The 14223-nt window shown below is 66.1% G+C and carries 11 protein-coding genes and 1 tRNA gene; 6 read left to right on the top strand and 6 right to left on the bottom strand.

Annotated elements, in window-relative coordinates:
• Positions 1-367: 367 nt before the first annotated feature.
• Both E0H22_RS01080 and acs read right to left on the bottom strand, forming a co-directional pair.
• On the bottom strand, positions 368-1492 hold the full coding sequence (locus E0H22_RS01080; protein WP_233023939.1) for a Kelch repeat-containing protein: 1125 nt from the start codon (positions 1490-1492) through the stop codon (positions 368-370).
• A 156-nt stretch (positions 1493-1648) separates the two neighbouring features.
• On the bottom strand, positions 1649-3595 hold the full coding sequence (gene acs / locus E0H22_RS01075) for an acetate--CoA ligase (RefSeq protein ID WP_233023938.1): 1947 nt from the start codon (positions 3593-3595) through the stop codon (positions 1649-1651).
• Positions 3596-3818: 223 nt separating this feature from the next.
• Here acs and E0H22_RS01070 point away from each other — a divergent pair, with 223 nt between their 5' ends.
• Positions 3819-4967 (top strand): DNA topoisomerase IB, encoded by a 1149-nt coding sequence (locus tag E0H22_RS01070; RefSeq protein ID WP_233023937.1) that lies wholly within the window; start codon positions 3819-3821, stop codon positions 4965-4967.
• Between the two features lie 132 nt (positions 4968-5099).
• Here the strand turns inward: E0H22_RS01070 and E0H22_RS01065 are convergent, their stop codons facing one another.
• From E0H22_RS01065 to tsaD, 4 genes are all read right to left on the bottom strand, one after another.
• Complete coding sequence (locus tag E0H22_RS01065) at positions 5100-5807, bottom strand: class I SAM-dependent methyltransferase (protein ID WP_233023936.1); 708 nt, start codon at positions 5805-5807, stop codon at positions 5100-5102.
• Positions 5774-6190, bottom strand: coding sequence for an EVE domain-containing protein (locus tag E0H22_RS01060; RefSeq protein ID WP_233023935.1), 417 nt, complete (start codon positions 6188-6190; stop codon positions 5774-5776). The genes E0H22_RS01065 and E0H22_RS01060 overlap by 34 nt, the downstream gene beginning before the upstream one ends.
• A 3-nt stretch (positions 6191-6193) precedes the next feature.
• Complete coding sequence (locus E0H22_RS01055) at positions 6194-7174, bottom strand: NAD(P)H-dependent glycerol-3-phosphate dehydrogenase (RefSeq protein WP_233023934.1); 981 nt, start codon at positions 7172-7174, stop codon at positions 6194-6196.
• Positions 7175-7375: 201 nt separating this feature from the next.
• Positions 7376-8449, bottom strand: a complete 1074-nt coding sequence (tsaD, locus tag E0H22_RS01050; RefSeq protein WP_233026589.1) for a tRNA (adenosine(37)-N6)-threonylcarbamoyltransferase complex transferase subunit TsaD — start codon at positions 8447-8449, stop codon at positions 7376-7378.
• A 174-nt stretch (positions 8450-8623) separates the two neighbouring features.
• On the opposite strand from tsaD, the gene E0H22_RS01045 reads away from it, so the two are divergent.
• The 5 genes from E0H22_RS01045 (at position 8624) to E0H22_RS01025 (ending at position 14207) form a co-directional block, all read left to right on the top strand.
• Positions 8624-9355 carry a uroporphyrinogen-III synthase gene (locus E0H22_RS01045; RefSeq protein ID WP_233023933.1) on the top strand — a complete coding sequence of 244 codons (732 nt, stop codon included), beginning with the start codon at positions 8624-8626 and terminating at the stop codon, positions 9353-9355.
• Positions 9356-9590: 235 nt separating this feature from the next.
• Positions 9591-10763, top strand: a complete 1173-nt coding sequence (locus E0H22_RS01040) for a COG4223 family protein (RefSeq protein WP_233023932.1) — start codon at positions 9591-9593, stop codon at positions 10761-10763.
• A 7-nt stretch (positions 10764-10770) separates the two neighbouring features.
• Positions 10771-12498, top strand: coding sequence for a heme biosynthesis protein HemY (locus E0H22_RS01035; RefSeq protein WP_233023931.1), 1728 nt, complete (start codon positions 10771-10773; stop codon positions 12496-12498).
• Positions 12499-12730: 232 nt separating this feature from the next.
• Positions 12731-12806: transfer RNA gene (locus E0H22_RS01030), tRNA-Thr, on the top strand.
• 108 nt (positions 12807-12914) lie between these two features.
• Positions 12915-14207 carry a glutamate-5-semialdehyde dehydrogenase gene (locus tag E0H22_RS01025; protein ID WP_233023930.1) on the top strand — a complete coding sequence of 431 codons (1293 nt, stop codon included), beginning with the start codon at positions 12915-12917 and terminating at the stop codon, positions 14205-14207.
• The last annotated feature ends 16 nt before the right edge of the window (positions 14208-14223 follow it).

The raw sequence follows: 14223 nt of genomic DNA, 5'->3' as shown, positions 1-14223 counted from the left end.
GACGAGGTCGTTCCCGCCCCTGGCGGGCGAGCACACAATTGCAACATCAGGAAGCTTCAACCGGTCGCGTAAACAGCCGGTCTCCATCGGCACGGGAACCGTGCCGCGAGCGCCGTTTAATGAGGGGAACCGCGAAACAAAGTAAATGTCCGGGAAACAACACTCGCTCTAAATTGGACGGCAGCGGGTGAATGCGGGGCTGACAACTGCGTGAGGGATGCGTGATTTTCCCGTCGGTGCTTACGCAGTCTGTCATTGCCAGCTCGACCGGGCGATCCCGTAAACACGAACGGTGGTGATAAAGCCGCTCTGCCTCCGCTTGCTGGATCCACCCGCTTTCGCGGGTGATGACAGTCCGAGGCTCGCCTCATCCCAGCGTAAACGCCTCGTGGATCGCCGACTGCACGGCGCCGCCGGTCACCGCGCCGCCGCCGGCCACATAGATCCAGTCGCCGATCGCGGCGGCCCCCACCGCATGGCGCGGCGTCAGCATCGGGGCATGGCTCTGCCAGCTATCGGTCTTCGGATCGTAGCTCTCCATCTGCCCGAACACCTTTTCCTGCGTGATCCTGCCATCGCGGATGACGCCGGACTCGCCGCCCATCGCGAACAGCCGGTCGCGATAGACGACGAGGCCATGACCGGAGCGCGCCACCGGCAGCGGCTTGCGCAGCTCCCATGTGTCCCGCTCCGGCAGGTAAATGTGATGCAGGTCGGTGTTGTACTCAAAAGTGTTGAAGCGACCGCCGATGACATGGATGACGCCGTCATGAGCGACACAGCCGACGTGATCGCGCGCGCCGGGCAGCGCCTTGCGCGTCTCCCATTTGTCGGTTTTCGGATCATAAACTTCGTGCCAACTCACGCTGGCGCGCTCGGCGGCCGGTTCGGACGCGCCGCCGATCAGATGGATCTTGCCGTTCAACGCCACCGCAGCTCCAGCGCCACGCGGACGCGGCAGCGGTGCGATCGTGTCCCAGCGGTCGGCGGCGACATCATAGGCATAGGCGTTCTGATCCGAGCCGCGATTCTGCTGCATGAAACCGCCGAGCGAATAGACACGGCCGCTGTCTGCCGCGACCGAAACGTGATTGGCCCCGCGCGGCAGCGGCGCGGCGTTGAACCACTGATCCTTCGCGGCGTCGTAGACGTGATGATAGGGCCGATCGACACGGCCTTCGCCATAACCACCGACAATATGCATGCGGTCGGCCCAGGCCGCGGCCCATGCCATTTCGCTGCGCGGCAGCGGCAAGGCCGCGCGAGGCTGCCATCTGCCCGGCGGACCTTTCGGTGCCGGACTGTCGGTGACGCGCTGCGCCTCCTGCTCCGGCGTCATGTGATGCGGCACGCCGCCTTGCAGTTTGGCGTACGGCTCGGTGGAGGACGGTGCGGCGGGAAGCACGGGAGGATGGCCGGCGTGCTGGGCGTGTGCGGCGGCAGCGCCTGCAATGGCAGCGGCGCTGCCGAGAACAAAGGAACGGCGATCCATGGTCGTCTCTCCCCACTCGCTCTGCTTGTCATCGCCCGCGAACGCGGGCGATCCCGTCTGTAGGGCGGATAAGCGAAGCGTAATCCGCCGGCCGAGTTCGCTGTTGAAACTCTGCGGCGGGTTACGGCTGCGCCTGACCCGACCTACGGCCGCGCGCTACGCTTTCTTCTTGTTCTGCCGCTTCTCGACGAGATCGTCGACGACGGCGGGATCCGCCAGCGTCGACGTATCGCCCAGCGCCGACGGCTCGTCCTCCGCGATCTTGCGCAGGATGCGGCGCATGATCTTGCCGGAGCGCGTCTTTGGCAGGCCGGGCGCGAACTGAATCAGGTCCGGCGAGGCGATCGGGCCGATATCCTTACGGACCCAGGCGACCAGCTCCTTGCGCAGGTCCTCGGTCGGCTCTACGCCGGCCATCAGCGTCACATAGGCGTAGATGCCCTGGCCCTTGATGTCGTGCGGATAACCGACGACGGCGGCTTCCGATACGGCGTCATGCGCCACCAGTGATGACTCCACTTCCGCAGTGCCCATGCGATGGCCGGACACGTTGATCACGTCGTCGACGCGGCCGGTGATCCAGTAATAGCCGTCGGCGTCGCGTCGGCAGCCGTCGCCGGTGAAATACTTGTTCTTGTAGGTGGAGAAATAGGTCTGCTCGAAGCGCGCATGGTCGCCATAGACCGTGCGCATCTGGCCCGGCCAGGAGCGGGCGATGCACAGATTGCCCGATGTCTCGCCGTCCAGCACCTTGCCGTCGGCATCGACGATCTCGGGCACCACGCCGAAGAATGGCCGCGTCGCCGAACCCGGTTTCAATCTGGTTGCGCCGGGCAGCGGCGTGATCAGGATGCCGCCGGTCTCGGTCTGCCACCAGGTATCGACGATCGGGCAGCGGCCGTCGCCGACGACATGGTAGTACCATTCCCAGGCTTCCGGATTGATCGGCTCGCCGACCGAGCCCATCAGGCGCAGGCTCTTGCGCGAGGTCTTCTTCACCGGCTCGTCGCCGGCCTGCATCAGCGCGCGGATCGCTGTCGGCGCGGTGTAGAAGATGTTGACCTTGTGCTTGTCGATCACCTGCCAGAAGCGCGAATTGTCCGGATAGTTCGGCACGCCTTCGAACATCAGCGTGGTCGCGCCATTCGCCAGCGGCCCGTACAGAATGTAGCTGTGGCCGGTGACCCAGCCCACGTCGGCGGTACACCAGTAGACGTCACCCTCGTGATAGTCGAACACATATTGATGCGTCATCGACGCGAACAGCAGGTAGCCGCCGGTGGTATGCAGCACACCCTTCGGTGTGCCGGTGGAGCCTGACGTGTAAAGGATGAACAGCGGATCTTCCGCATTCATTTCCTCGCAGGGACACTCGGTGGTGACCATCTCGGCGGCTTCGCGGTACCAGAAGTCGCGCGCCGGATCCATGTCGACAGCGGCGCCGGTGTGCTTCACCACCACCACCCAGTCGACGCCACCGGCCTTGGCTACGGCCGCGTCGACGTTCTTCTTCAGCGGCACTTTCTTGCCGCCGCGCAGGCCTTCATCGGCGGTGATGATGATCTTCGATTTGCAGTCGGTGATGCGCTGCGCCAGCGAATCTGGCGAGAAGCCGGCGAACACCACCGAGTGGATCGCGCCGATGCGTGCGCAGGCCAGCATCGCATAGGCGGCTTCGGGGATCATCGGCAGATAGATGGTGACGCGGTCGCCTTTGCCGACATTCCGGTTGCGCAACACATTGGCCATCTTGGCCACTTCGTCATGCAGCTCCTGATAGGTGATGTGCTTGGATTGCGACGGATCGTCGCCTTCCCAGATGATTGCGGTCTGGTTGGCGCGATCGGGCAGATGGCGGTCGATGCAGTTATAGGCGGCGTTGAGCACGCCGTCCTCGAACCATTTGATCGAGATGTTGCCCGGCGCATAGGAGGTGTTTTCGGTCTTTGTCGGCGCCTCGATCCAGTCCAGCCGCTTGGCCTGCTCGGCCCAGAAGCCTTCGGTGTCGCTGATCGAGCGCGCATACATCTCCTTGTATTTCGCGTCGTCGACATAGGCGCGCGAGGTCCATTCGCTCGGCACGTCATAAATCTTGTCGGACATCGTTCCCTCCACTTGTCTCGCAGCCTGAGACACCGTCCTGCGCTGCAAGCCGTTTCTCGTTCGATGGCCCAATTATGCGTCGGGGCGGGCGGGCCAAACAAGGTCACCGCGTCTCCCCCTTTCGTCGGTTGCGGCGTCGGGGTCGCAGCCAGAACGCAGGAACGAAAATCATCCGATTCGCATTATTGCGGCGGCAGGGGAGGACGAGAAAGTACGTAAAACCATGATGGAGCAGCAGAATTTTGCGGCCAACCGCAACGCCGCCCAGCGTCCGACGGCCCGTTCGGCGCTCTCTTCGGCAAAACAGCTGGCCGGTAAACTGGAAGCGCGGCAGCCGAAACTCCGCAACAAGGGTACGGTGGAAGCGCTGGCCGGCGAACTCGGTCTCACGCTTGGCGACCAGTCGGATTTGACCATCCGCCGCCGTAAAAGCGGCAAGGCCTATTCCTTCATTCGCGCAAACGGCACACGCATCCGTCATGCCGGCACCATCCGCCGGTTGAACGCGATGGCGGTGCCACCCGCTTATGCAGACGTGCGCTATGCCGCCGATCCCAATTCGCATCTGCAGGCAGTCGGCCGCGATGCCGCGGGGCGATTGCAATATCGCTATCATGCCGATTGGGAGAAGGTGCGCGAACATCGCAAGGCGAATCGTCTGGCGCGGTTGGTGAAGGCGCTGCCGAAAATCCGCCGCAGCGTGTCGCAGATTCTCGCCGGAGACGAGCCGACCCGCGATTTCGCGCTGGCGGCGGTGATCGAACTGGTCGCGAAGACCGCGATTCGCGCCGGCAACGAAAGTTATATGAAACTGTCCGGCACCCGCGGCGCCACCACGTTGATGAAAACGAATGTACAGCTCGACGGCACCTGCATTGTGCTGTCCTTCAAGGCGAAGGGCGGCAAGGCGGTGCGCAAGGAATGCGGCGCCAGCAAGCTAGTGCGGGCCATCGGCATTTTGCACGACGTACCCGGTCGCCGCCTGTTCCAGTATCGCGACCGGCGCGGCCGCATCCACAAGGTCAACACTGCGGCGGTCAACGCCTTCCTGCGCGACATCGCCGGCATCAGGATTTCGCTGAAGGATTTTCGCACGCTGATGGCCTCGGCCACGGTGGTGGAGACGCTGGCGAAGATCGAGCCAGCCGAAAGCGCCCGCGGCCGCAAGAAGCAGGTGCTCGAGGCGGTGCGCTCGGCCGCGGATGAGCTGTCGAACACGCCAACGATCTGCCGCAAGAGCTATGTGCACGATACGATCGTGACGGCCTTCGAGAACGGCGCGCTGGCACGGATCGCGGCGAAACAAAGCGGCTATCGTTCGCAATCGAAGCGCGAGCAACTGCTGGCTCAGGTGGTGGCGGAGGCGGGGTAGAACTCCGTCGCGTAGGATGGGTAGAGCGCAGGCGTAAAGCGCCGGGGCGACACCCATCGGCCGAGCTTGCGTCAACGACGAAATGATGGGTTTCGCTGCGCTCTACCCATCCTGCGATGTGGCGTAAATCAGCTATGCCAGCGTCCACACCGCGGTGTTCTTGATCTCCGCGTCTTCCAGATCGCGTGTCACAGGCACTTTGTATTCAGCGAGTTTCCGCAATTTGTCCTTCGGCAGATAACTTCGTCCGGGATCGCCGATCAGCACGGTGGCGCCGCGCGCCGCCTGCGCCGAGAGAAATGCATAAGCCCGCTCAGCCGTATCGCGCTCATAGAAGATGTCGCCGGCAAGGATCGTCTGGGCCTCCGGCGCCACGGTATCGCCGAGCAGGTCGTCGCCGCGCGCTTCGACAGCAACATCATTGCCTTCCGCATTGATTGCGATCGCGACGCGCGCAAATGCATCGATATCGTAACCGATCACGCTCGCCGCTCCCGCTTTGATAGCTGCAATCGCCACCAGTCCCGAGCCCGAAGCGAGATCGAGCACCGTGCACCCCGCAACATGCTGGGGATGGTCGAGCACATAACGTGCGAGCGCCTGTCCACCGGCCCAGGCAAAGGCCCAGAACGGCGGCGGCAGGCCGGCTTCGCCGAGCTCTTCTTCCGTCTTGCTCCACAGCGGCACGGCCTCATCAGCCATATGCAGCGAAACCTCCGGCACCAGCGGCACCGGCAACAGACGCGTATTGGCGCGGATGAATCCCGCGGGGTCGATGATCGCAGGCTTGCCGGCGCTGTCTGCGCTCACAGCCCGCCCATCTTGCAGAGTAGCTTCCATTCCTCGGCCGTAATCGGCGGCACCGACAGGCGGGACTGCCTCAGGATCGCAACGTCGGCGAGCTTCGGTTCGGCCTTGATCGCTGCCAGCGATACCGGCTTCGGCAGGTCCTGCACGGCCTTGACGTCGACGCAGACCCACGGCGCCCCCGGTTCGGCGGTGGGATCGGGATGATGCTCCCTGATGATCTCGGCGATCCCCACGATCTCCTTGCCGATATTCGAATGATAGAAGAAAGCGCGGTCGCCCTTCTTCATCTTCATCATGTTCAGCTTGGCGGTGTGATTGCGGATGCCGGTCCATTCGGTGCCTTTGGCACCGGCCTTTTTCTGTTCATCCCACGACCAGGCGTCGGGCTCCGATTTGATCAGCCAGTATTGCATTGTCTAACCTTCCGCCTTGAACGGCCGTGTCAGCAGGCCTTCGATCACCTGATCGACACTGGCGCTGCCATCGAGAATCATCGCCACCGCTTTCGCCACCGGCATATCGATCTGATTGGCCTCGGCCAGCTCGATCAGCACCGGCGCGGTGAACGCGCCTTCTGCCAGCTTGCCCGCCGGCGGCGGCTCGCCGCGGCCGAGTGCGACACCGAGCGAAAAGTTTCGCGACTGCGCACTGGAGCAGCTGAGAATGAGATCGCCGAGGCCGGAGAGGCCCGAGATCGTCTCGGCCCGCGCACCGCAAGCGATGCCGAGGCGCAGCAATTCGCTGAAGCCGCGCGTCGTCAACGCCGCCAGCGCCGATGCGCCGAGCTCGCGGCCGACGACAATGCCGGCTGCGATCGCCAGCACATTCTTCGCCGCGCCGCCGATCTCGACGCCGCGCACATCGGTGGAGTGATAGGGCCGGAACGTCGCCGAGCCTAGCGCCTGCACGAGCTTGATCGCGACGTCTTCATTGGCGGAAGCCAGCGTCACCGCAGTCGGCAAACCGGCCGCGACATCGTCGGCGAAGTTCGGGCCGGACAAGATGGCCGGCAGCACATTCGGCGAGACCTCGGCGATCACCTCGGTCATGAATTTGTGGGAGCCCTGCTCGATGCCCTTGGCGCAGGCGACGACAGGCTTGCCTGCCGCCAGCAGCGGTGCGGTCGCCGTCAGCGCCCCACGCAATTGCTGCGAAGGCACCGCGAGCAAAATGATGTCGGCTCGCGCGGCCAGCGCGAGATCCGATGTCACGAACACAGCATCGTCGATGCTTGCACTCGGCAGCCGCGGATTGCTGCGCGAGGTCTGCATCATCTCTGCCGCGGCCGCCGAGCGCGCATAGAGCACGACCTCACGCCCCGCCCGCGCCGCCACATCGGCGAGCGCCGTGCCATAAGCCCCGGCGCCGATCACCGCGACGGATTGAAATGCGCTCATTCTGCCTTCTCCCCGCTTGCGGGGAGAAGGTGGCCGCGCGAAGCGAAGCGCAGCGTGGACGGATGAGGGGGACTCTCCATGTGCTGCGGAGTGTGCGGAGAGCCCCCCTCACCCGACGCCCCCATGCTCCGCATGGGAACGTCGACCTCTCCCCGCAAACGGGGAGAGGTTAAGGAGAGCACCGCGCCTTCAGTGATCATCTCAATATCCCGCACGGCTGTTCTTGTGTCCGGCCGGCGCTTTCGCATCGGCATCGAGCAGCCAGCGCGCGCGAGGTGCCGCGTCCATGCCGTCGGAGATGCCGAGCGCGAGGCGTTCGGCGCCGGCCCAGGCGATCATCGCGCCATTGTCGGTGCACAGCGCCGGCGGCGGCAGCAGCAGCACGGTGCCGGCCTTTCTTGCGATCTCCTCCAGCGCGCCGCGAATGGCCTGGTTGGAGGCCACGCCGCCCGCAGCCACCAGCGCCTGCGGCGGCCCGAAGCGTTCGGTGAAAATACGCAAGCCCACCTTCAGCCGATCCGCCGTCGAGGCCAGCACGGCCGCCTGAAAACTCGCGCAGAGATCGGCGATGTCCTGCTCCTCCAGCGGCAGCAGGCGCGATGCCTCGTTGCGCACGGCGGTCTTGAGCCCGGAGAGCGAGAAATTCGGCTCGGGCCGTCCGACCATCGGCCGCGGAAAGTCGAAGCGCGTCGCATCGCCCTGCGCTGCCGCGCGTTCCACCTGCGGCCCGCCGGGATAGGGCAGTCCGAGCATCTTTGCGACCTTGTCGAAGGCCTCGCCCATGGCGTCGTCGACGGTGGTGCCGAGTCGGACATAGTCGCCGACGCCGAGCACCGCGACGATCTGGGTATGGCCGCCGGAGACGAGGAACAGGCAATATGGAAATTGCAGCGGCTCGGTCAGCCGCGGCGTCAGCGCATGGGCTTCGAGATGGTTCACCGCGATCAGCGGCGTGTCATGCACCATGGCGATGGCCTTCGCCGTGGTGAGGCCAACGATCACGCCGCCGATCAGGCCGGGCCCTGCCGCCGCCGCGACACCGGAGAGTTCGGCGTAGCCGACGCCGGCCTCGGTCATGGCGCGATCGATCAGCCCGTCGAGCAGGTCCACATGGGCGCGCGCGGCGATTTCCGGCACCACGCCGCCATAAGGCGCGTGGTCGCCAATCTGCGAATGCACGACATTGGAAAGAATGCGGCCGCTGCCGTCCGGCGCCCGTTCGATCACGGCGGCCGCGGTCTCATCGCAGGTCGTCTCGATCCCCAGCACCAGCATGGGTTGGTCGGCAGTCACGCTTGGTCCTTGCATTGTCAGCGAAATATCGGTTTCTGCTGGCTCCGGCCTAGCACTGCGGGGTCGGCAGGCGCAATCATTCCGAAACCACGTGCACGATCCCGAAAAGCGGGGCCGGTTTTCGGATCTGACCGTGCACCAATAAAGATCGTTTCCATGGCCATTCTCGTCACCCGCCCGCAGCCGGACAATGCCCGCACCGTCGCAGCCTTGCGCGCGCAGGGCTATGTCGGCCTCCCGGCGCCGATGCTCCGCTTCGAAAAAGTCTTGGTTTCGCTCGATGCGGACGCCGGTTTCGGCGCCGTGATCGTGACCTCGGCCAATGCCCTGCGCGGCCTTGCCGACCAGCCCGGCGCCCAAAGCCTGTTCCGCCTGCCCGTCTTTGCCGTCGGCGACCGCACCGCGCAGGCCGCGCTGGATGCCGGTTTCCGCGATGTCATCTCCGCCGGCGGCGACGCCCTTGACCTGTGCGCGCTGCTGACGGCGCGGGCGCAGGCGGTCAAACCGCTGCTCTATCTCGCCGGTGCCGATCTCTCCCGCGATCTCGCCGGCGAACTCGGCACACGCGGTTTCGAGGTCGTGACCCACACCACCTACCGCATGGCGCCGGTCACGGACCTGCCTGATGACGTGATCGCCGCCTTCGCCTCCGGCCGGATCGAGGCCGTCCTGCATTATTCCCGTCGCAGCGCCCGTGCTTTTTTCCAGGCCGTGGGCCTTGCCGGCGTCGAGATTTCCGCGCTGGCAATCCCGCATCTCTGCCTGTCCGACGCGGTGGCGAAAATCGCCCATGACACGGGTGCGACAAATGTCATGGCCGCCGCGGCGCCGAACGAAGATGCCCTATTCGCCACGCTCACGCGTGCCATCCCGCCAAATGCGCGCTAAAAACCGGTTCTTGGTCATTGTCCCGGGCGCGATGCAGCGCTCTTGCGCTGCTTCGCAGAACCGGGACCGTACCAGGCGCCGGAGTTTGTTGCGGTCCCGGCTCTGCGAAGCGGCACTTCGTGCCGCATCGCGTCCGGGACAGAAGGGGCGACAAACTTGCTCTAAAAACCGGCGTTAACAGAGAGGCCACCCAATCTCTGCTAAGGGGGCGGTGTGACTCACGAGGGACTGCATCATGGCCGATGACAATGAGACAGGATCGGTTCCAAATGCCGGCCGGCCCAGGCGCCAGCCGCCGACCCTCGAACTCGCCGCCACCAATGTGACGGAACGGCCCAAAGCGAGCGAAGAGCCCGCCGCGCCATCTTCGGACGCGCCGCGGCCGGACGCGTCCGATCACGATACGTCGCCTTCCGACATGCCGCCTTTCGCTGCCGAGCCCGCTGCAGATGAGGCTGTCTCGCCGCCGCGGAAAACATCGACTCTGGTGCTGCCCATTGCTGCAGGTGCCGTGGCCGGCGCGGTTGTCGCCGGTGCCGCATGGATTGCGCTCACCGGCATGACGCCGGCGGATCACTCCGCGCATGACGCACTGGCGGCGCGCGTCGCCGAGCTCGAAGCGCGCCCGCTGCCGAAGCCGGACACCAGCCTCGCCACCCGCATCGACGGGCTGGAAAAATCGATCGCCGCGTTGCGCAGCGATCTCGCTGCTGCCAGGACGCAAGCGGATCGTGCCAGTGCCGAGATCAACACGCTCAAATCCGCCCCGCGCCCCGCAGCCGCCGTTGTCGATCTCGCACCGATCACCGAGCGCCTGAACGCCATCGAGCGCACCGCCGGCGATCTGAAATCCTCTGCCGAACAGCAGAGTGCAAAGCCCGTCGATGACACCGCATTGCGCCGGACCGTCGCCGCGTCGTTGCTCGATGCGTCCGTGCGGCAGGGCGAGCCCTATGCCGCCGCCCTCGCCGCGGTGAAACCCCTCGCGGCCGATTCGGCTGTGCTCAAGCCGCTCGATGCCTTCGCCGCGTCCGGCGTGCCCGGAGACGCTGCGCTGAGCCGCGAATTGCTCGCGCTGCTGCCGAAACTCGCACCGGCGCAAAGCGAAACGGCGGCGTCGAACACCGGCCTCCTCGATCGCCTGCAGGCCGGCGCCGCAAAGCTCGTGCGCATCGAGCGCACCGATACGGTCGGCGGCGGCAATCACGGGGCCGTCGCGCGCGTCACTGCCGCGGCCCGCAGCAACGATGTCGCCGCCGCGAGGCGCGAACTGCTCACCCTCACGCCTTCGGATCGCACGGCTGTGCAGCCGTGGCTTGATAGGCTCGCCGCGCGCGATGCGGCGCTGGCAGCCTCCCGCCAATTCGCAGCCGACGCGATGGCGGCGCTCTCCAAACCGGCGCCGTGAGTCCCCGATGATCCGTATCGTTGCCTTCCTCATCCTGATCGCGCTGCTGGCTTTCGGCGCCGCATGGGTGGCCGACCAGACCGGCGATGTCGTGCTCTCCTGGGGCGGCTGGACGCTGTCGACGTCGCTGCCGGTCTTTGTGCTGGTGCTCGGCCTGGTGATCGTCGCCGGCATGCTGGTGGTGTGGCTGATCTTCAGCCTTTGGCGGGCGCCTGCGCGCTATCGCCGTCATCGCCGCAACAAGCGTCAGGCGCGCGGGCGTCATGCCGTGACGCAAGGCCTGCTCGCCATCGGTCAGGGCGATAGCGCCGTCGCCAGGCGCCATGCCGGCGTCGCCCGGCGTCTGTCCTCGGATGATCCCCTCGCGCTGCTGCTGCATGCGCAATCCGCCCAGCTCGACGGCGATCGCGCCGGTGCACATCGGGCGTTTCAGGCGATGGCGGAGCGGCAGGACACCCGCCTGCTCGGCCTGCGCGGTCTCTTTATCGAGGCCCAGCGCAGCGACGATCCGCACAGCGCCGTGGCTCTGGCGGAGGAAGCCCTGAAGCTCGCGCCGAATTCGACATGGGCCGCGCAGGCGGTGCTCGGCTTCCGCTGCGCCCAGTCCGACTGGACCGGGGCGTTGAGAATTCTCGATGACAATCTGTCCTCCGGCCTGATCGATCGCGCCGCCTATCGGCGCCAGCGTGGCGTACTGCTCACGGCCCGTGCGCTCGATGCCGAGACGAAAGACCGTGACCTCTCCCGTGACAGCGCCATGGAAGCCGTCCGCCTCGCGCCGACGCTGATTCCGGCCGCCGTGCTCGCCGCTCGGTTTCAGAGCGAGGCGCATCAGATCCGCCGCGCCATGAAAATCATCGAAACGGCATGGCTGGCGCAGCCGCACCCCGATCTCGCCGACGCCTATGCCCACGTGAAACTCGGCGATTCCGCGCGTCAGCGCCTCGTTCGCGTCGAGACGCTGGCGTCGAAGGTGCCCGGCCATGTGGAAGGCGCCCTCGCCATCGCCCGCGCGGCCATCGATGCCTCCGAATTCACTCGGGCCCGCGATGCGCTGGCGCCGTTCATCGCGGAGCCGACCCAGCGCGTCGCCATGCTGATGGCCGAGCTGGAGCGTACCGAACATGGCGACAGCGGCCGTGCCCGCGCCTGGACCCTGCGCGCCGTCCGCGCTCGTCACGATCCGGTCTGGACGGCGGACGGCTATGTCTCGGAGCGCTGGCGCCCGGTGTCTCCGGTCACCGGCCGCATCGATGCCTTCCAGTGGCAGGAACCGCTGGCCGCCTTGCCGTCCGGCGAGGCCGATCCGCTGGCCTCCCTGGAAGCCGAAATCCTGCGCGAAACCGTCCTGGCGCCGCCGATGCCGCGCCCGGCGGTTCAGCCATTGGCCGAGCCCGGCCTGGCCACGCCCATCGCCGAAAAGCCGCCCGAGCCCATCCTGACGCCCGCTACGCCGGCCGCGCCCGATCCGGAACCGATCGCGGAAACCCCGCCCGCCGATGTCCCGCCGTCGCCCAAGCCCGAACCTGCCCCGGTTCCGCTGTTTCGCGAGCGTGCCGACATCGCCAAGGGTGCCAAGCCGATAGTGCCGATTCCCGCCGTGATTCCCATCACGCGCGCGCCGGACGATCCCGGGGTCGACGAGGAAGACCCCTATCGTGACGAATTCGCGGAGTTGAACGGCGGCCAGCAGCAGGGCGGCTGGCGCGGCTTCATGCGCCGCTGGGGCGGCTGAGACCGAATGAGGCAGTGCTCGGCCTGCATGGTTCGAGACGCCCGCTGCGCGGGCCCCTCACCACGGGGGGTCTTCTACGGCGCCATACTCCTTCCCTCATCCTGAGGAGCCCGTGTAGCGGGCGTCTCGAAGGATGGCCGCAAGCGCCAGTCTCACCTTGCAAAACCGGGGTGCGGGCGATATCAGAGGCCCCAGCGCGACCGGCTTCCCAGCCGAATCGCGATCTTGGTCCGCCGCAATAGCTCAGTTGGTAGAGCACGTCATTCGTAATGACGGGGTCACAGGTTCGAGTCCTGTTTGCGGCACCAGTTTTCCGGCGCTTGCTGATGCTGCTTCTCGCACCCCAAGCTTTGACCTTCCGGACTCGACCTCCTATTTTGAGTCGATAGTTCCGTATCTTGACCCCCGAGCCTTCCATGACCGCCTCGCTGAAAGCCATCGACGGATCGGCCGATTTGCCGGTTCTGATGAACGACCTCGCTGCCCGCGCCCGCGCGGCGGCACGGGTGCTTGCGGTGGCGCCGACCGCGCAGAAGAACCGGGCGCTGGCGGCCATGGAAGCGGCGATCCGCGCGGGGTCGGCGGCGATTTTGGCGGCCAATGCCGAGGATGTGGCCGAAGTCCGCGCCAATGGCGCGACGTCGGCCTTCATCGACCGGCTGACCTTGACCGACGCGCGCGTGCAGGGGATGGCCGATGGCATCCGTGTCATCCACGACATCGCCGATCCCGTCGGGCGCGTGAGCGAGCGCTGGCAGCGGCCGAACGGCATGTTCATCGAGCGCGTGCGCGTGCCGCTGGGCGTCGTCGGCGTGATTTTCGAGAGCCGGCCGAATGTCGCGGCGGATGCCGGGGTGCTGTGTCTGAAGTCGGGCAATGCGGTGATTTTGCGCGGCGGCTCCGACAGTTTCCGCTCCTGCCGCGCCATCCATGAATGCCTCGTGCAGGGCCTGCGCGAAGCCGGATTGCCGGAGGCCGCAATCTCGCTGGTGCCGACGCGGGATCGCGCCGCGGTGGGGCTGATGCTCACCGGCCTGAACGGCGGCCTCGATGTGATCGTGCCGCGCGGCGGCAAGAGCCTGGTCGCCCGTGTCGAGGCGGAAGCGCGGGTGCCGGTGTTCGCGCATCTCGAAGGCGTCAATCACGTCTATGTGGATCGTGCCGCCAAGCTCGATATGGCGAAGTCGATCGTGCTGAACGCCAAGATGCGCCGGCCGGGCGTCTGCGGCGCCGCCGAGACGCTGCTGGTGGACAAGGCTGTGGCCGGTACGCATCTGAAGCCGCTGGTGGAGATGCTGCTGGCCGCCGGCTGCGAGGTGCGCGGCGATGATGCCGTACAGCAGGCGGATGCGCGCGTGAAACCTGCGACCGCCGAGGATTGGGATACCGAATACGAGGACGCGATCATTGCGGCGCGCGTGGTCGATGGTCTCGACGATGCGCTGGGGCACATCCACGCGCATTCCTCGCATCATACCGATGCCGTGGTGACCGAGGACGATGCGGTGGCGGCCCGCTTCCTCAATGAGGTCGATTCCGCCATCGTGCTGCACAATGCCTCGACCCAATTCGCCGATGGCGGCGAGTTCGGCTTCGGCGCCGAAATCGGCATCGCCACCGGCAAATTCCACGCCCGCGGCCCCGTCGGCGCCGAACAGCTGACCAGCTTCAAATATCGCGTCCACGGCACCGGGCAGACGCGGCCGTGATGGATTGCCTGCGGGC

Source organism: Rhodopseudomonas boonkerdii (assembly GCF_021184025.1).
In the GTDB taxonomy this organism is placed as follows: Bacteria; Pseudomonadota; Alphaproteobacteria; order Rhizobiales; family Xanthobacteraceae; genus Tardiphaga; species Tardiphaga boonkerdii.
The sequence above is the reverse complement of the archived record's forward strand: the minus strand, read 5'-3'. Positions and strand labels throughout refer to the sequence as shown.